The organism is Staphylococcus cohnii subsp. cohnii, from assembly GCF_002902365.1.
Lineage (GTDB): Bacteria > Bacillota > Bacilli > Staphylococcales > Staphylococcaceae > Staphylococcus > Staphylococcus cohnii.
Genome location: NZ_PPQC01000006.1, coordinates 1 through 19,670 on the forward strand (window position 1 = coordinate 1; position 19,670 = coordinate 19,670).

The 19,670-nt window shown below is 31.4% G+C and carries 18 protein-coding genes and 1 pseudogene; 2 read left to right on the forward strand and 17 right to left on the reverse strand.

The genetic code is table 11. The features are described 5' to 3' along the window. Positions 1-98 precede the first annotated feature (98 nt). From CD032_RS00835 to CD032_RS13215, 6 genes and pseudogenes are all read right to left on the reverse strand, one after another. Positions 99-665 (reverse strand): dihydrofolate reductase family protein, encoded by a 567-nt coding sequence (locus tag CD032_RS00835; protein ID WP_019468978.1) that lies wholly within the window; start codon positions 663-665, stop codon positions 99-101. Positions 666-858: 193 nt separating this feature from the next. Beyond that, complete coding sequence (locus tag CD032_RS00840) at positions 859-1,866, reverse strand: Gfo/Idh/MocA family protein (RefSeq protein WP_019468977.1); 1,008 nt, start codon at positions 1,864-1,866, stop codon at positions 859-861. A 26-nt stretch (positions 1,867-1,892) separates the two neighbouring features. Continuing rightward, positions 1,893-3,038 (reverse strand): annotated as a pseudogene (locus CD032_RS00845) (Gfo/Idh/MocA family protein). Then, complete coding sequence (locus tag CD032_RS00850; protein ID WP_019468974.1) at positions 3,035-3,928, reverse strand: sugar phosphate isomerase/epimerase family protein; 894 nt, start codon at positions 3,926-3,928, stop codon at positions 3,035-3,037. The pseudogene CD032_RS00845 and the gene CD032_RS00850 overlap by 4 nt, the downstream one beginning before the upstream one ends. A gap of 82 nt (positions 3,929-4,010) precedes the next feature. Beyond that, the gene (locus tag CD032_RS13210; protein WP_019468973.1) at positions 4,011-4,409 is read right to left on the reverse strand and encodes a sugar phosphate isomerase/epimerase family protein; all 399 of its coding nucleotides are present in this window, start codon (positions 4,407-4,409) and stop codon (positions 4,011-4,013) included. A 108-nt stretch (positions 4,410-4,517) separates the two neighbouring features. Next, positions 4,518-4,877: a hypothetical protein gene (locus tag CD032_RS13215; RefSeq protein WP_019468972.1), complete on the reverse strand. Its 360-nt coding sequence runs from the start codon at positions 4,875-4,877 to the stop codon at positions 4,518-4,520. 124 nt (positions 4,878-5,001) lie between these two features. Between CD032_RS13215 and CD032_RS00860 the strand changes: the two genes are divergently transcribed. Further along, entirely contained in the window at positions 5,002-5,880 is an 879-nt protein-coding gene (locus tag CD032_RS00860; RefSeq protein ID WP_103211111.1) for an AraC family transcriptional regulator, read from the forward strand. A gap of 18 nt (positions 5,881-5,898) precedes the next feature. Here the strand turns inward: CD032_RS00860 and CD032_RS00865 are convergent, their stop codons facing one another. Next, a complete protein-coding gene (locus tag CD032_RS00865) occupies positions 5,899-6,486 on the reverse strand; it encodes a LysE family transporter (protein ID WP_019468970.1) in 588 nt (195 codons plus the stop codon). 112 nt (positions 6,487-6,598) lie between these two features. Between CD032_RS00865 and CD032_RS00870 the strand changes: the two genes are divergently transcribed. Continuing rightward, a complete protein-coding gene (locus CD032_RS00870) occupies positions 6,599-7,147 on the forward strand; it encodes a helix-turn-helix domain-containing protein (protein WP_019468969.1) in 549 nt (182 codons plus the stop codon). Positions 7,148-8,285: 1,138 nt separating this feature from the next. Here CD032_RS00870 and sucB read toward each other — a convergent pair. The 10 genes from sucB to CD032_RS00925 form a co-directional block, all read right to left on the reverse strand. Further along, positions 8,286-9,569 (reverse strand): dihydrolipoyllysine-residue succinyltransferase, encoded by a 1,284-nt coding sequence (sucB, locus tag CD032_RS00880; protein ID WP_019468967.1) that lies wholly within the window; start codon positions 9,567-9,569, stop codon positions 8,286-8,288. A 13-nt stretch (positions 9,570-9,582) separates the two neighbouring features. Continuing rightward, complete coding sequence (locus CD032_RS00885; protein ID WP_019468966.1) at positions 9,583-12,387, reverse strand: 2-oxoglutarate dehydrogenase E1 component; 2,805 nt, start codon at positions 12,385-12,387, stop codon at positions 9,583-9,585. Between the two features lie 184 nt (positions 12,388-12,571). Then, positions 12,572-13,927, reverse strand: a complete 1,356-nt coding sequence (locus CD032_RS00890) for a HAMP domain-containing sensor histidine kinase (RefSeq protein WP_019468965.1) — start codon at positions 13,925-13,927, stop codon at positions 12,572-12,574. Beyond that, positions 13,924-14,586: a response regulator transcription factor gene (locus CD032_RS00895; protein ID WP_019468964.1), complete on the reverse strand. Its 663-nt coding sequence runs from the start codon at positions 14,584-14,586 to the stop codon at positions 13,924-13,926. Before CD032_RS00895 ends, CD032_RS00890 begins: the two co-directional genes overlap by 4 nt. Positions 14,587-15,062: 476 nt before the next feature. Then, positions 15,063-15,677 carry a phosphatase PAP2 family protein gene (locus CD032_RS00900; protein WP_019468963.1) on the reverse strand — a complete coding sequence of 205 codons (615 nt, stop codon included), beginning with the start codon at positions 15,675-15,677 and terminating at the stop codon, positions 15,063-15,065. A gap of 18 nt (positions 15,678-15,695) precedes the next feature. Then, entirely contained in the window at positions 15,696-16,769 is a 1,074-nt protein-coding gene (murG, locus tag CD032_RS00905; protein ID WP_019468962.1) for an undecaprenyldiphospho-muramoylpentapeptide beta-N-acetylglucosaminyltransferase, read from the reverse strand. 10 nt (positions 16,770-16,779) lie between these two features. Beyond that, a complete protein-coding gene (locus CD032_RS00910) occupies positions 16,780-17,289 on the reverse strand; it encodes a GNAT family N-acetyltransferase (RefSeq protein ID WP_019468961.1) in 510 nt (169 codons plus the stop codon). A 15-nt stretch (positions 17,290-17,304) separates the two neighbouring features. Continuing rightward, complete coding sequence (locus CD032_RS00915) at positions 17,305-18,786, reverse strand: S41 family peptidase (protein WP_103211112.1); 1,482 nt, start codon at positions 18,784-18,786, stop codon at positions 17,305-17,307. Between the two features lie 158 nt (positions 18,787-18,944). Continuing rightward, a complete protein-coding gene (locus tag CD032_RS00920) occupies positions 18,945-19,166 on the reverse strand; it encodes a YozE family protein (protein WP_019468959.1) in 222 nt (73 codons plus the stop codon). Further along, entirely contained in the window at positions 19,166-19,669 is a 504-nt protein-coding gene (locus tag CD032_RS00925) for a PTS sugar transporter subunit IIA (RefSeq protein ID WP_064263952.1), read from the reverse strand. Before CD032_RS00925 ends, CD032_RS00920 begins: the two co-directional genes overlap by 1 nt. Position 19,670: the final 1 nt, after the last annotated feature.

The window sequence follows — 19,670 nt, forward strand, 5'->3', positions numbered from 1 at the left end:
GCCATAAACATTTTGTTTTTTTCACTGTCTACTTGACAGGGTGCAGTTCATACTACGGATGCGTCCTTTATTTTGAACATGAGATTAATATCTCTACTCTATTTTTCATCTAGTTTTTGATAAATCATTTGTACTACCCCACTTTTATAAACATGTGTGTCACACAAAGCTATGTTTACACGATTTTGAATATGTTCAAAAAGTGGTTTGCCAGAACCTAAAATGACTGGGTGGATTGAAAGTCTATATTCGTCAATTAGGTTAAGGTTTATAAAAGTTGTAATAATTTTTGAGCCGCCATAGAGCCAAATATCTTTATTGCTATGCTCTTTAATTTTAAAAACCATTCCACTGATGTCGTCACTATTAATATATTTTGTTCGATCTTTATCGTTATAATGTTGGTTAGTAAACACGAATTTATGCTTGCTATGAATTTGGTCCCACATCGTTTTATCCCCAAATTGATCGTCCTTTAAATTTGGCATAAATTCGCCCCATAAATCATAACTTTTCCTACCATATATAATGGTATCAATTTGATCTAAAAAATGATTGAAGTTCATTTCTTCATCCATGATGCACCAATCAACTTCTCCATTCGGTCCTTCTATATATCCATCCAATGAAATCGCTAAATCTAAGATAACTTTATTTGTAGGCATCGTGATTACTCCTTAATTTGGTAATGTTTATTATAGTTTATAAAATTACTATTTACAATAAATCAAAGGATAATAAAACCGGACAGAAATCAATATCAAAAGATTTCTATCCGGTTCATTAATTAAATTGAATAAGTATGCTTTTAATCGCTAATGGCCATGTTCCACAATAAATCAAAATTTAATTTGTATGTTAAACACTAGTAAAATGAATTGTCTCATTTGTTTGTGAAGATTTTTGTATCGCATCAATGATTGCAATAGATGGTAATGCGTCATTTACGTGTACATAATTTTGGGTATTTTCATAAATTGATTCGTAGAATTGATTTATGAGTTTCCCATGGCTTGGTCCATAATACGATTTTGTACCTGGTAGCTTTTTATCCTCAATAATATGGATTTTGTAACCTTCTTTATTGACACGTGTAAGTATATTATCTTTAATTGTAAACTTTTCATTTTTAAAAATGACTTGAAGCTCAATACTTGAATTTCCAAAATTAGCATTAGTTGCAAAAAACATACCATTTGCTCCATTTTTAAATTTTATATGAGCAGAAGCAGTATCTTCTACTTCGATATGATAATCTAACAACTGTGATACATTGCCTTTAAGTGTATCAACAGGACTGCAAAGTAATTGTATTAAATCCAACGTGTGAATGGCTTGGTTAATTAATACGCCTCCTCCAGCGGTATCTAATTTACCGCGCCATGGTTTATCAGTATAATATGATTTGGGTCTGAACCAAGTAACGATTCCTTTTATACCAATAATGTCACCAAATTTGTTGCTTTTTACTATTTGTTGTAAAGTTTGAAATGTATCATTGAATCTATTTTGAAAACACACACATATTTTAGTATCTGGATTTTTTTGTTCTAATTGTATTAATTTTAATCCTTCTTTAGCATTGATTGATAAAGGTTTTTCTTGCAAAACATGTATACCTTTTTCTACACAGGCAGCAGTCACAGATACATGCAAATGATGCGGCAAGCATATATGTACACAATCTAGCTCTACTTCCTCCAACATATCTTCAAAATCTGTAAAAAAAAGAGCGTTGGGTACTTTAGCTTGCAAGGCTTTATCTATATCACATGCAGCAACTAATTTTACATTGGAATTTGTCTCTATCGTGTTTAGATGTATTGCTGAAATATCACCTAGTCCTATAATTCCAATTTTCAACATATTACCAGCTCCGATTTTAAACTTTTTTAATGTGCTTCGTTTTGAATTTGTTTATTTAATGCATCCTTAAATTCTGAAGGATTTACTGGAACTGTTACTTCTTTACCTGTCCAACTTGATAAATAAATAGCGTTTACTAGATTCACGCCGTTTATACCATCTTTTCCAGGTGCAATTAGAGGCGTACCGTCAATGATATTAGCAGCGAAATTTTCTAATACATTCATATGTTGTTCACCCCATACACTTTCAAATTCAAATGTTTCTTATTCATAAATATTTTCTAAACCATTGCCTTTAAAAATTTCATCTGCTTCTTTCCAAGACATATTTCGATTCATTTGTGTCTCGGATGCTTTCAAACGTGTCAATGTTATTGTTTTACTATCTTCAACTAATATTTTCCCTTTATCACCTGTGATTTCTAAACGGTCGGTGCCAATGATGTCATGGGTACATGTAATGAACACACCTGTCGCACCATTTCCATAATCTAGTATGGTTGTAACATCATCATCAACTGCTAAATCACGCTGATAGCCATATTTAATATTTGAAAACACAGATTTTGGCATACCACATAGCCACTGTAATAAATCAATTTGGTGTGGTGCTTGGTTTACTAAAACGCCTCCACCTTCTTCTGACCAAGTTGCTCTCCATGAACTTTGATCATAGTAAGCTTGAGGACGCCACCAAGTAGTAATAATCCAATTCGTGCGACGAATATTTCCTATTTCACCGGCGTCAATGAGTGATTTTACTTTTTGATAAAGTGGATTTGTGCGTTGATTAAAGAATATAGCAAATGTTAAGTGTGGTTTGGATGCTGCTAATTCACTTATTTCTTTTACTTTGTCAGCATAAATATCAGCCGGCTTTTCAAGTAAAGCGTGAATATCTCGTTTTAAGGCTTCTTTACCTATATCAGTATGCAGATAATGAGGAACGGTTGTGACAATTGCATCAACATCCCCACTTTCTAGCATAGCGATATAATCATTATAAAATGGTACATTAGGGTACTTTTTTTCTACTTCACTTTTCTTTTCAGTATCGATGTCACAAATCGCACCAATTTCGATTTGTGGTATTTTACCAGCTTTAATAAATTCAGCATACGTACTACCTTGAGCGCCAAAACCAATAATGCCTAAACGAATTTTTTTCATTGTGTACTCTCCTTTTTATTGATATTAGATAATATTTTTAAAAGTGCTTCATATTGCATTTTGTATCCTTCTGCGCCATCTTTTTCAGCAGAATTTTGAATTGTTTCAGTTGAATGTTCTAATTCTAAGTCTTTAATAGCATCAAAAACCACAAGGTGAGGTTCAAGTGTTAAGAAACCTTGATAACCTGATTCAAAAAATTGTGTTAAGATACTTTCAATCTGACCATCACCTGTACCACAAAGTACATTAAAATTATCTTTATATACTGCATCTTTAATGTGTATATACGCTATGTCGTCTGAAAGTAAGTCATAACAGTCTTGTGTATCTTCTCCACATTGGACAAAGTTCGCAAAATCAAATATCGCCTTGAAATATGGAGAGTTTACTTCATCAAGAATAAGTTTACATCGGCGAGCAATATCACCGAAAATATCTTTTTCATTTTCATGTAACAGTATAATATTGTATTGCTCAGCGATTTTTGCAAATTCTTTTAATTTTGAAATCACAATACCTTTATAAGCATCAAAATTGTCCTCTTTAGGAATGTAAAAACTAAATATTCTAATATACTGACAATTGAGCAATTGACTTATTTCACATAATGTTTTGAGTGTTGCTAATTGTTTTTTGAATGCATCTTCATCGTTTATATAAATTTTACCTATTGGTGAACCTATAGAAGAAACGTCAATATCCCATTGCTTTAAGCGAGGAAGTACATCTTTCTTAATCATTTCTACTGAGTGATCGCCAATGTTTTTATCATTAATACCACGCAAGGAAATATAGCTCATTCCTAACTCATTTACCGTTTTTAACTGTGTCTGAAAATCTGAAGCGATTTCATCTGGAAATCCAGAGATCTCAATATTTTTAAGCATCGTATCAACATCCTTATTATTTTTGGTAGCGCTTACTTATTCGGTGATAAATAAGCACATATTTCTTATTTAAAAGCATATGTTAAAACCAAGATTTATAACCTAAATCATATAAATGGTTACGGCTAATTGTTAAACAATCATATGGATCTTCGCCGTATAGTTCGTCTTGTTCAACAAAGAAATATTCGCTGCCACTCTCACGTCCAATTTCAATAATATCTTTAAGCGGTAAAGTACCTTTTCCTAATTCAGCAAATTGAGTAATCATATGCAACATATAATATAATTTTTCATGACCTTCACCAGGATATTGCGACATATCTATTTCGCCTACACGATAACCTTTAAGATGTATAGCACGAATACGATTCGCATATTTTGGTATGACCTCTATGGGATTCAGCCCTGCTCTCCAAATCCAATGTATATCTAACTCGAAACCTAAATAATGAGTATTGTCTCTCATTAAATCAAGCATAAACTGTCCATTGTATTGAACAAATTCTAAATTATGCGCATGATAGTATAAATCTATTCCTTCTTCTTTAAGCTTTTTAGCATAAGTTTCACAGATTTCAGCAAATTGTTAGGTGCTTTCTTTAGAGCCCATATAGTTAATTGGTAACATACCTATTCTCAATATAGAACAGTTTACAGCTTTACAGTCTGCTACAATTTTATCGAAATCATTTTGCAAAGTATCTCCAGGATATTTTTGTTTAGCAGATATATCCTCTACACCACAGGACATTGCTGCAATATTCATACCGAAATCATTAATGGCTTGTTGCATTTCTTCAATGTTTTGTGAATTCATGTCGATTTGAGAAATCTCGACCGCATTATAACCTAAATCGCTGACTTTCTTCAGTACGTTATATAATCCTTCTTCTTGTACTTTTTGTTTGAGCATCATCATTTGAACGCCAATTTGTGTAGATGTCATATTCATTCTTCCTTTCAAAAATAATTATATTTTAGTGTTATAATATAATTATAATTTGAGGGAAAATTAACAACATTGTAAATCATGGGAAAAAGTATGTTTTTTGAGCAGGAGGGATATGTTCATGAAAAATAGAGAAGAATTTGTCCATCAATTTGATACAATTTCATTACCTTTTGAAGGTAAATACGCCGCATGGCACAGAATAAGTGATGGCCATTTTGGAAATGAATTACACTATCATGATCATTATGAAATATTTTTTTCATTATCTGGAAATTTACGTTATACCATAGAAGGTCAATCTTTTAATTTAGAGGTTGGATCAATGCTTATTATTCCACCGTATGAATTTCATCGTTTGGATGAACAAATGGATGGGCATGCAGAGCGTATTGGATTGAGGTTTGATGCCAAAATATTAAATGAACTTTCTGTAGAAAATTGTGATTTGAGCGTGTGTTTTGATAAATATTCATCTAAATTTAAATATCTATTGGAGTTATCGGAATATCAAAAAAGAGAATTATATTATTTGTTACAAGGTCTAATTAATGAACAAGACAATCAAGCTTTTGGTAAAGATTTAGCAGCTAGATCTTTACTGACACAGTTTTTAATCATACTTAATAGAACAGCAATAGAAAATGAAGGTATCGTTGATTATAGTGATGACCCATCTAGTCACTTAGTTAGACAGGTATTAGATTATATGGAATTGCATTACAGTGAAGATATTTCATTAGAGCAACTTGAAAATAAGTTCTTTGTAAGTCGACATAAAATAACACAACAATTCACAAAACTGGTTGGTTATCCACCTTATCGTTATTTACTAAATTTACGTTTACGACATGCGCAAAGATTATTAAAAAAAGGAGAAAATCCACAACAAGTAGCAACGAATTGTGGTTTTACTGATTATTCGAATTTTTACAGAAGATTTAAAACATCATATGGTTGTAGTCCGCGCGAATTTTTACAGCAATATGATAATCATTAACGTAAAATTATCTTATTACTAATGCATTAAAATATTCAGAGCAACATAAACTAATAAACCAGCCATGACAAAATTAAATAAGCGCTCATGTTTTGCTATAAATGATTTAAATAAGGTGCCTAAAACACCCCAACTCAAAGTGCCAAAAAATCCAATAACAGCCAATAAAATAATAAATGGTAATTGTTCTAGCCAATGTGTATAAACTGGTGTAATAAAAGTGGAAATCACTGTTAAAGCATAAATGATTCCTTTAGGATTAATGAATTGTAGCATTACACCAGATTTCAAACCACTTAGCTTGTGATTAAAAGTTTGTTTCGTCCTATAAATAGAACTCATGGAAATTTTAAAAGCTAAATAAAGTAAATATATAAATGCAAATATTTTCATCAATAATTCAATTTTAGGGAAAACAGCATGCATTGTTGTGTTAAATATATTAGATAGTAATAATAAAAATAGGAAACCTAATCCTACACCAATTGAAAATCGCAAACTACTTTTGAAATTAAAATTTTGAGAAAAAAATAATGCCATAATATTATTTGGTCCAGGTGTGAAGCTTGCTACAACGGCATATATAAGCATAGATATTGTTAACATTGTAAGCCCCCCTATTCTCAAAAAACATTATAACGTCTGAAATTACGTTATAATGTTCGGACTTTAAAGTATATGCTTTGTACGTTATATTGTAAATAGAGGTGTAAAATTGATGAGAGAAATAAATGATATTATTGCTGAAAATTTAAAATTATATAGAAAACAAAATGGATATTCGTTAGAACAATTATCTGAAGCCACTGGTGTAAGTAAAACAATGTTGGGACAAATAGAACGTAAGATATCTATTCCATCTATCACTACATTATGGAAGATAGCAAATGGTTTAAAAATATCTTTTACAGAATTAACACAAGAAAATGGTAATGTTATACAGAAAATAAATTTAAATGAAATACAACGTTTAAACTCAGAAGATAATAAATACAAAGTATATCCTCTTTTTAAGTTTGATATTGAAAAGAAATTTGAAAGCTATATGGTTATTATTGAAGATGAAGGACGAATGAATGGATCACCCCATGGATCAAATACTATGGAATATATCACAGTTTATGAAGGTACCTTAACACTTATATTAGATGGGGAAACTTTTGTTATTCATAAAAATGAAGCTATTAAATTTAATGGAAATATGTTCCATCAATATATAAATCAACACGACGTAGCTGTACGATTACATATGACTATTCATTATTAATATGTAATAACATAAATTGATTGAAATGACTGTTTTTATAACTTTTCATGTTTGATAATATGGATATGTTTAATTTGTTGAATTTAGGGAGGACAATATTATGGGCAATCCTCAAATGAAAGATTTAAAACCACTTGAAATAATATTGTTAATAATAGCTACAATATTATTTGTTTTTCATATTTTCATAAGCTTTAATATCATTCATGTATCTGTTCGATTATCTATTTTAAGTCTAAGTTTATCTATTTTTATTTTGAGTTATATATTTTTAAAACAAAATTCTAGTGTCACTGGCTACATCTGCTTAACTTGTGCTTTATTATTAGTAATATTATCCTTCATATAAAACAAAAGTACCTAAATTATTTGGGTGTTTTAAGAAATAAGACAAGTCTTTCGCTTTAATTTGCGAAGGATTTGTTTATTTTCTATTTATATAGTTATTTCAAAAATAGTAGTAGTCTTTCAGACCATAACTTGTACTTTTACTAGTTGCATTACGATTTTTTAATATTCATAGTAACACAAATTAGCGTGGTATCCATAGAAACTTTGTCAAGTCCTCTATATCACGCTCATCGCATACTATGCTGTTCTTTTGCATCACGCAATCTTCTCTCTGTTGTTTGACTTCGCATTTTATATTGATTTTTTCTGTGTCCACAAATCTTCAATTTTCAACTATATCTAAATCACCTTAGACATATTGAATCATTAGATATATTAAGATACACTTTCAACTTCAGGACAAATATAAATATCATAATGTTCATCGTAGATGAAATATTATGTTCTGAAAAAATATTTTTTTCTTTAGGTATCGCATATGGTATTGGCAGTGATTTATGTCGACTCCTGCGGGAATAGCACTAGCCGAAGACTACAGGTTAAGGAAGTGCCAGCGGAAAGCGTGCATAAAAGAAACTGCCGACAAAGTCGGAGGCTTTGTCGGCAGGCTGAATGCACCTAAATTATAGGTGCTTTTGTTTTATATTCAAATTTTACAATGACTTACACCAATAAAATTATACTAAAGCGCGCATTTGAATTTTATTAAAAAATGCATAAATACATAAAAATACAACGACGCTGAACGCCGTTGTATTAGGGTTAGTAAACTATTTTGTGTTGTGGATTAAGATTCTAATAGTAAATCTTCAGGATTTTCAATTAATTCTTTAATAGTTTTTAAGAAACCTACTGCTTCTTTACCATCGATGATTCTGTGATCATAACTTAACGCAATGTACATCATCGGACGGTTTTCAATTGTATCTGCATCGATAGCAATTGGACGTGTAATAATAGAGTGCATACCTAAAATCGCAGCTTGGCTACCATTAATAATAGGTGTAGACATCATTGAACCAAAGATACCGCCATTGGTAATAGTAAACGAACCATTTACCATGTCATCTAAACCTAATTTTTTATCACGCGCTTTGATAGCTAAATTAGCGATTTCATCTTCAATTTCGGCAAAGTTTTTCTTATCACAATCTCTTACAAATGGTACTAGTAAACCATCATCTGTAGATACTGCAACCCCGATGTCATAGTATTGTTTAGTAATCATGTCTTCACCATCAATTTCAGCGTTTACTTCAGGGTATTTTTTCAAAGCTGCTACTGATGCTTTTGTAAAGAATGACATAAATCCGAGTTTTGTGCCATCATGATCTTTAATGAACTGTTCTTTTTTACGTTTACGTAGGTTCATCACATTTGTCATGTCTACTTCATTAAATGTTGTTAACATCGCTGTATTATTAGATACTTCTAATAATTTTTTAGAAGCTGTTTTCTTACGGCGAGACATTTTTTCTCTGATAACTGGTTTTGTTGGATTTTGTTGAGCTGCTTGTTTTTTAGGTTCTTCTTTTGTTGATGATTGTGCAGCTTGTTCATTTTTATTATTTTGTGTTTGATCAACATGTTCTTTTCTAACAACGTCATTTGATTGTGTTGTTACTTCTGATAAGTCAATGCCTTTTTCACGTGCATATTTACGTGCAGATGGTGTCGCATTCACACGTTGTCCTTTATCTTGCGAATCGTCAGTAGCGCTATCATTATCCTTTTGAGATGCTGATTCTGATTGTGATTGCTCTGATTCTTTCTTATTATCAGATGCTTGTGATTCAGAATTGTCTTGTTTTGGTGCTTCTGAATTATTATTGCCACTTCCTTCGCCTACAACAGCGATAGATTGACCAACTTCTACAGTATCACCTTCATTTGCAAGTAATTCTTGCAATACGCCAGCTTCTTCAGAAACAACTTCGACGTTTACTTTGTCTGTTTCTAATTCAAGGATAGCTTCACCTTTATCTACACTATCACCGACTTGTTTTAACCATTCTGCAATGGTACCTTCTGTAATGGATTCTGCTAATTCTGGAACTTTTACCTCTGGCATGCTTAACTTCCCCCTAGTTAAATTTTGTGCTTTGTTCGATTATCATATTTTGAACAAGTTTGTGTATTTCTCCATCACCTTCAGCAGGAGCTGAACGTTGAATACGGCCATGATAACTTAAATCATATTTATCAGTTGTTAATTCTTTTAGATATGGATAAACAAACGACCAAGCGCCTTGGTTCTTAGGTTCTTCTTGTACCCAAGCTACATTTTCTAAATTAGGTAGTTCATTTAGTAATGTTTCAATTTCTTCAGCTGGGAATGGATACAATCTTTCCACGGCAACTAATAAAATTGAATTGTTTGGATTTTTTGCTAAATATTCTTTTAAATCAATAAACATTTTACCTGAAGCTAGGATAACTTTTTTAATAGCATCCTTATCGTGTTCTTCTGGTAAAATTGGTTCAAATTTTCCAGATGTAAATTTATCGATTGGATCAGCAACCGTTTTATTACGTAAGAGACTCTTAGGAGACATTACCACTAGTGGTCTCATTGATTGTGTACCTAAGCTAGCAGCTTGAGCTCTCAGTAAATGGAAGTAGTTGCTTGAGCTTGATAAGTTAACTACTGTAGCGTTATTTTCTCCAGCTAATTGTAAAAATCTTTCTAGACGTGCCGAAGAATGTTCAGGGCCTTGCCCCTCAAATGAATGAGGTAAGAATAGTGTTAAACCTGAACGTTCGCCCCACTTGGCTCTAGCACTAAATAAGAAGTTGTCGAATATCATTTGAGCCATATTAGAAAAATCTCCATATTGTGCTTCCCAAATTGTCATGCAGTCTTTATTTTGCACATTATAACCATATTCAAAACCAACAACCGCTGCTTCTGATAGTGGTGAGTTACGCACTTCAAAAGTTGCCTTTTGTCCTGGGACATTGTGCAGTGGGATATATTCTTCACCTGAATCAGGATCGTGAAGTACGGCGTGACGGTGACTGAATGTACCACGTTCACTATCTTGTCCAGTTAGACGAATAGGTGTACCTTTTTGAGTGATTGTTGCGAAGGCTAATTGTTCTGCTTGAGCCCAATCAACTAATCCGTCTTCACTCTCAAAAGGTTCTCTTCTTTTCTCTAAGACTTTATTTAATTTTTTTAGAACATTAAAGTTAGATGGATATGATAGCATTGCATCATTAATTTCTTTAAGTTGTTCATAACTTACATCCACATCGACACTTTGGAGTGGTTCTGCAAGACTATCTGGTTTTTGCATATCAGGATTATCCATCTTGTCGTTTTTATCTATTTCATCATGAGCGGCACGGAGTTCTTTTTGAACTTCATCAAAGATTTGATTCATTTGATCTTCAGAAATAATATTATCTTGAACTAATTGATGACCATAAAGTACATCAACAGGGTCATGTTTTCGAATATTGTGGTATGGTAACGGATTGGTAATGGATGGTTCATCCATCTCATTGTGTCCATATCGACGATATCCAACCAAATCAATGACAACATCTTTATGAAATTCTTTTCTAAACGCCATAGCAATTTCAATTGCCTCAATAGTTGCTTCAACATTATCTGCATTAACATGCATGATAGGTACATCGTAACCCTTTGCAACATCAGATGAATACGTTGTGGAACGACCATCTTCTGGCTCAGTTGTGAAGCCAATTCTATTATTAGTGATGATGTGAAGTGTACCGCCTGTTGAATAGCCATCTAAATTTTCCAAATTCATGGCTTCGAAGTTAATACCTTGCCCTGGGTACGCAGCATCACCATGTATTAATATCGGCATAGATTTATGGAAATCAGTGTGAACAGCTCCAGATTTATCAGTATCATCTTGATTTGCACGTGTTTTACCTAAAACAACTGGTGCAACTATTTCAAGGTGACTTGGGTTATTCGCAAGAGAAATACGTTGTTCACTGCCATATGAATTTGTAGTTTTGACACCACCTAGATGGTATTTCACATCTCCTGACCAACCTGAAGTTAATTCTAAACTGCCATCTTTCGGTAGGAATTTCATTGGATCAGTATGCATGAATTCTGAGATCATCATTTGATACGGTTTTTCTAACACATGTGTGAGTACATTTAATCTACCACGGTGGGCCATACCGATTTGTATGTTTTGAATGCCTTCATCACTAGCAAGTCTTAATGTCTGTTGTAACATAGGAACTAGTGTATCTACACCTTCTATGGAGAAACGTTTTGCGCCCACAAAATTTTTGTGTAAATATTTTTCGAAGCCTTCTACATGTGCTAAGTTTTTAAATAATTCAATCTTTTGATTATCGTTTAATGTTGCTTTGTATGGTGTTTCTATTCTACGTTTTAACCATACTCGTTCCCTATTGTTATTGATATGTGTATATTCAAATGCAATAGGGCCTTTATAACGTTTTTCCATACGAACAATAGCTTCATAAGCATTATCGTAAATATCTTTAAAGTGTTCAGATACGATACCTGCTGAAATTGATTCTAATGTTTCTCTATCCAAATTAAAATCTTCAATATTTAATTTAGGAAGATTTTCTCTTACAGGTTTGTTAACTGGATAAATATCTGCCAATAAATGCCCATATTGACGTATGTTATCTATGAGACGCATAACACGTTTAATCGTGCTATCAGCTTTAGTCGCAGTTTGTTGACCTTCAGCTGTATTTGTTGCGATGTTTGCTTCACCGTTTTTGATTGTACTAAATAGGACTTGTAAATCTTCAGGGACTGAAGCTGGATCATTCAAATACAAATCATATAAATCTAAAATGTATCCAAGATTTGCCCCGAAATTTACAGGTGCCTGGGTAACCTGACTTTCGTTGCTCATATTACACCCTCCACAAAATAGTTAAAACGCTTACAAATCAATAATAGCATTAAATATAACCAAATTAAAGTGTCAATAACTAGTTATATGAAAAAAGCAGAACCTGATTTTATTTGGCTCTGCTAATTGTATTTTCATTTTATAGCGTAACATATTTTCCGTCGAATTAGTAACCGGTTTAAAATCAAAATGTGATTTTAAATGTCGTGTATTTTCCTACTTCACTTTCTACATGAATCGTCCCATGATTTAATTCAATGATTTTTTTAGCAATCGATAAACCTAAACCGTTTCCTCCTAATTTTCTAGAACGAGATTTATCTACTCTATAGAATCTATCGAAAATAAAATCTATATCTTCTTTTGGAATACCAACACCGTGGTCAGTGATTTCTATTGATATTTGTTTGTTTCGCAGATTTGTCTGAATTTGAATATATTTATTAACTTGATCATATTTCATAGCATTATCAATGAAGATAACTAATACTTGTTCGAATTGATAACGATCTATTTTTATATTAAGCGGTTTATGATACGGTTCAAATTCAAAAATATAATCTTGATGTAGCTGTTTTAAAGATTTAATTCTAGAAGTTATCTCTTGATTAATTTCTACGCTTTCTGTTTCGTTTTCTTTACTGTTGTTATTATCTTTTGTTAATAATAATAATTCTTCAACTAATTTTGTGATTCTAGTCATCTCTTCTAAGGATATATCGAGAGATTCTTCAAGAATTGCTGCATCTTTTTTACCCCAACGCTGTATCAAATTCAAGTGTCCTTGAATAATTTGTAATGGTGTTCGTAGTTCATGAGAAGCATCTTCAACAAATTGTCGCTGTTGATTAAACGACTCTTCCAATTGAAACATCATTTCATTAAAGGTAACAATTAAATTATCTGTTTCTTCATAATTTGTAACTAGATCAACTTTTTCTTGGAAACCATCACGACGAATTTGCTGCATTTTATTAGACATTAAGATTAAAGGTTTTGTAATTTGTGCAGAAAAGAAGTAACTTACCATTGCAGTGATAAAAGTAGCAATAATGCCAAATATGAGTGCAATAAAATATAGCGAATTAACAAGTGCATTATAATTTTCTAAAGAATGAATGATTACACTATATCCTTTAAAGTGTTGCGTATTAATTCGATTTGTAATAATTAAATAATCGTTGTTATGATACTTTTTTATCAAAGCAGTATTGATTTCTTTTGGTTTGAAATTGGGTGAATAAACGATATTGTTATCATTTGAAGTTTCTATTTGTTTTTCACCTTTTTTATCAAAAAGAATCACTTTTTGAAAATTACCTAACGATGCATTTAAATCTAATGGCGTAATATCATTCAATTGTTTCGTTTCGAATAGTTGAACGATATCAGATGAACTTCTTTCTGCTTCGCTAAGTTCATTGTGACGTAATGCATTACTTAGAAAGAATATAATAATTAAACTAAATATAAAAATTGTTGAAAATGTAATGGTTGTTGTGATAATCATCCACTTGGTTTTTAGTTTACGCTGTTTCATTTTCTAACCACATACCCCACACCACGTACAGTTTCGATAATTTTATCTTTGCCATATGGTTTTAGCTTATTTCTTAAATAGCGTATATATACATCAACAACATTTGTTTCAACTTCTGAATCATATCCCCACACATCTGCGATAATTTGCTCTCGCTGTAATACATGATTACGATTTTCAGCCAATAAGGTCAATAAATCATATTCTGTTTTCGTCAAATCTAATGTATTACCATCTACAGTGACTTTAAAGCCATCTTTATCTATAATAATGCCTTGCATGTCTATGATGTTTTTTTGTGGCTGTCTACGCAACATTGCCCTAATTCTTGCTAATAATTCTTCAATATCAAATGGTTTTACTATATAATCATCTGCCCCATAATCTAATCCTGCTACTTTATCGTAAGTGTCACTTTTAGCTGTGATAATAATTATAGGAGTGGCTTTATTTTGTCTTACTTGTCTACAAATTTCTAAACCATTAATATTAGGTAACATCAAGTCTAACAAAATTAAATCGTAATCATTGGTTAAAGCTTTTTCTAACCCAGGTTTGCCATCATATTCAATATCTACTACATAATTTTCGTGTTCTAATTCTAGTTCAATGAAACGAGCAAGATTTTGTTCATCTTCAACAATTAAAATTTTTGTCATTGCTTACACCTCAAAATATATAATATATGAAATAACTGTTTATAGAAAGTAACAGGGTATTAAAAATGCAATAAGATAGTGAATATAATTAAGTGTAACAATGTTGAAATAAAAGATTAGAAAAATTTTTAAAATCTAATTGACAATTATTCTCAGTATTGTATAATGTAATTGAAAATGATTATCAATACTACATAGACATTCCCCCCACACATATTTGTTTTAGTAGGAATGATCATTTTCGTAAATATCCCCTTTTATATGCCCGTAAAAGACTAACGTTGTAAAACAACGTATATATAAAAACCGGTTTTGCAGTGTAAAATCGGTTTTTATAATAATTTTTGACACAATTAAATTAAGTTTGAGATAAAATTATTTCAGACGAATTTAAAAAAGGCAATTTCTATTTTTGTATAGAAATTGCCTTTTTCTCTATTTTAATATGATTTAACTGCTCAAAGTATAATTATTAATTATATTTTTAACTTGTGTCTTAATATCAATGTTGATAAAACGACGCAAAAAGCACCACCAATAATACCAGCAATGATATCTGTAGGATAATGCACACCTAGATATACTCTTGATGATGAAATTAAAATAATAAATAGTGCTGAAAGACCTATCATTATCCCTTTTGTTTTCCCTTTTAAGACACGATTAGCAATGTAAATCGTACTGCCAAAGAAAGCAGCTGAGCCCATGGCGTGTCCACTTGGAAAACTAAAACCAGAGATATCTATAAGTCTTAATAATGTAGGTCGTTCTCTATCAAATATATTTTTTAATAATGGATTTAAAGTACTTGATAAACTCATAGCTATAGCAAAGAAAAGTGCCTCTATATTTAACTTTTTTAGCATTAAATAGGCAATGAGTAATAATGATAAACAAACCATTGCCCATACTTCACCGATTTTAGTTACTCCTAAGAAAAATGTGGTAGTTATGAAGCTTTCAGAAGAATATATAAATTCGTAAACTTCATTGTCTATCCATTTTCCTAATCTAGATTCATGGAAGGATGCAATAATGCCAAAAATTAATGTAAAAATAATGAGTAGACTTATTCTTTTCCAACGACTCATTGCGTATCCTCCCTATTATTAGTTATTTGCATCTTTAACAATTTTATGAAATAAATCTTGGCGTGTAAAACTTTCTTTGTATGTTTGCATTTGAGTGATGATTGATTCACGGTGTGTTTCAATATCTTTTAACTGATCGATAAGTTTATGTTCAGTTAAAGTGTCTTCTGGAATCGTTCTTCCAAAACCTTTAGATTCAAAATTTTTCGCATTGTCAATTTGATCACCTCTAGATTGGTCAAGACCTAAAGGAATTAAAAGCATTGGAATTCTTAATGCTAAGAACTCATAAATAGCGTTTGAACCAGCACGGCTAATAACTGTATCTGTTATCGCTAATAAGTCAGTTAAATCGTCTTTAACAAATTCAAATTGAACATAACCTTCTTTATTCGTTAAGGATTGGTCTAACAATCCTTTACCAGTTAAATGAATGACTTGATAATTTTTTAATAATGCATCTAAATTATCTCTAATTATATCATTTAACTTTTTACTTCCAAGGCTACCTCCCATGATTAATAAAACTTTTTTATCATCTTTAAATTCTGTTAATTGATAGCCTCTATTTTTATCACCACTTTTTAAATCTTCACGGACTGTAGCACCTACAAAATCTGCTTTGTCACTAGGAAGATATTGCAATGTATCTTCAAAGGTCGTATAAATCTTTTTAGCAAATTTTAAAGCAATTTTATTTGCTAAACCTGGTGTTAGATCAGACTCATGTATGATTGTTGGAATTTTTAAAGATTTAGCAGCAATAACTACTGGCACAGATACAAAACCCCCTTTTGAAAATAATAGGTCAGGTCGTTCTTTTTTTAATATTCGTCTTGCATCGAATATACCTTTTAAAACTTTAAAAATATCTTTGATATTTTCGAAAGAGATGTATCGTCTTAATTTACCACTTGAAATTTTATGGTATGGAACCTCTGGTAATTGAGATTCAATCATTTCTCGTTCCATACCATTTTTTGAGCCAATATAAAAAGCTTCATGTCCTTCTTCTAAAGCTGTTGGAATCAAACTAAGATTTACAGATACATGTCCAACAGTACCGCCACCCGTAAATGCGATTTTTGTCATATTATTACCTCTATTCTTCTAATTTTTTATAATAGGCATAGAATGGTTCTCCTTTATCGAAAGGAGGATAATCAATATTTACTTCACCTAATTTGATAAAGCCAAATTTTTGGAATAATCCTTGAGCACGTTTATTCAATGCAAAAGTGTCAGTTAACATTACATGTACATTATCTTTTAACGCAAGGTTAACAGCAAAATCAAATAATTTTGTTGCAGCGCCTTTATATTCTGATGAGGCTGCTAATCTGTGAATAACGTATGCATTTTTTCTATCAATTGGCCATGCCAGTTCATCATACCATTCAGATTGTTGTTGGTCGACAACTATAAAAGCATAAATTATCTCATTTTCTTCTAGTACAAATAGTGAGTCTTTACTAATATCTTCTTTAAAATGTGATTTTAATGGATATTGTTCATCCCATTGTGTATTATTTTCTTGTTTCATTATTGATTTTGCTTCTTCTACAATCGTTAAAATAGTTGGTAAATCATTTATAGTACCTAATCTTATCATGGCAGTTTCACCTCTTTAATTTAATTTATTTAATAAAGTTTTTAACACAGTATCTTCTTTATTAGCTTTATTAACTAAAGCTTGAGTGAATTTATCATTGGTTTGTTTGTCGAACTTTCCGTTAACTGTTAAATTATTATCTTTTTGGAATGATTTAACTGCCTCTACTAAATCGTTATCAAAGTTTTTAGAGTTATTATTAGTTTCATAGTTTAATGCAGATAGACCTATTTTTATTGTTTTTATATGTTTGTCTTCATCACCCAATTGGTAAGTTTGTGTATTAGGTATGACATTTAATGATTGATATTCGGGTTCTTTAATTTTTGTATCAGGTGTAATACCTTTTCCATGAATATAATGGGATTTTGGTGTTAGCCATTTCATATTCGTAAATTTCAATAACGAACCGTCGTCAAATTCATGTGTTGTTTGTACAATACCTTTACCAAAAGTTTTTGAACCGTATACTTTGGCTTTATTATAATCCATCATTGCACCTGTAAATACTTCAGATGCACTGGCTGACCCTTTGTTTACTAAAATTGAAACATCCATATCTTTAGCTTCTTTGGTAGCGTCGTTCGATGTTTTTATTTGTTCTTTCTGATCGCCTTTTTCAAGTTGAACTGCAGTTTTACCCTTATCTATGAAAATATTCACCATTTTTACAGCTTCATCAAGTAATCCACCGGGATTATTACGTAAATCGAGAACAATTTTTCTAATTCCATCTTTATGTGCTTTAATAATTAAAGATTTTAACTCACCTGATGTACTACTTTGGAATTTATTAATTGTAAACACACCAGTATTTCCATGTTTTTCATATTCTACACTCTTAACGTGTATCTTATCTCTTTTAATAGTGATTTCGTGTGCTTGATTCGCTCTTTCAATTGTTAGTGTAACTTTTGTTCCTTGTTTTCCTCGCACTTTTTTGACAATAGCTTCAAGTGGTTGTCCTTTAATAGACTTACCATTTACTTTAGTCACTACATCTTTAGGTTGAATGCCAGCTTTTTCCGCAGGGGAGTTTTTCATCGGACTTGTTATTTGAATTTCATCTCCTTTTTTTTGCATTTCAGCACCGATACCAACAAAATCACCTGAGACATCTTCATTAAACGATTTAGATTCCTTTTTTGTCATATACTCTGAATATGGATCATCTAAATCTTTAACCATCCCTTTAATTGCAGATTCAGATATTTTTTCTGAATCAGTATTTTTATAATACTCTTTATTTAAAATACGATAGACATCTTCAACTTTTTTCATTTCTGTTTTTTGACTTCCATCCAGTCCACTTGTCCAATGCATGATTGCTATGGTTGCAAAGACTGTTAAAATTGCTGTTATGAGCACAATACTTATGATTGTTAAAATAAAATTTTTACGTTTAAAGCTCAATTTTTTAGTGGGCTGGTTGTTATTTGCATCGTCAGTTTTAGTTTCTTCGTTGTTTTCATTTTCCATGTCTGATCTTTCCGACATTTTATCACTTCCTAAATATATGTATAATTCAAATCAAAATTTTATTGATTTGAAAATAAAAGTAGCTGGGATTGAATCATTAAAGATTAATCCCAGCTCTCTATGATACTTTATTATTTTAATATACTTTACTATATTCGCTCAAATATAAACTAAGACTAAAATTTTAACCATTCAGTATATTCTTCATATAAACTATCGAAAACAGACATTGAAACGGTGTAACTTCCTTGCATTTCAATGTAATCTGATAGTGCATGAAAATCTTTTTCCTGTCGTGGAAAAGACAAATCATCAAAAATTTCTTCTGCTAATTCGCCTTTTTCATCTTTTCGACCACGTGCTGTTAATGCAAATTGATAAAATGAATGATCTTTCATTAGTTCATTGTCACATCTATAATTTTAGTTTCACCTTTAGTTACTGAAGTTACATCGTCGGCAATTGCAATTGATGATGTGTTGTCTGAGTTTGTAACAATAATCGGTGAAATAACTGATTTAGCATTTTCTTTAATATAATCTAAATCAAAACGTAGTAGCGGGTCTCCAACATTAACAATATCGCCACTTTCAACTAATACTTCGAAACCTTCTCCATCCAGTTGTACTGTATCTAAACCGATATGAACAAGTAGTTCAAGTTCATTATCAGCTTGTAAACCAATAGCGTGTTTTGTTGGGAAAATATTATCTACTTTACCATTGATTGGAGAAACAACTTCACCGTCAGTTGGATTCACTCCGAATCCCTCTCCCATCATTTTTTGTGCAAAGACTGGATCTGGAATATCTTCTATTTTTACATACTCTCCTGTAATAGGTGCATATACACTTGTTTCTTTGTCGACTTCTTTACCTTTACCAAATAATTTTTTAAACATG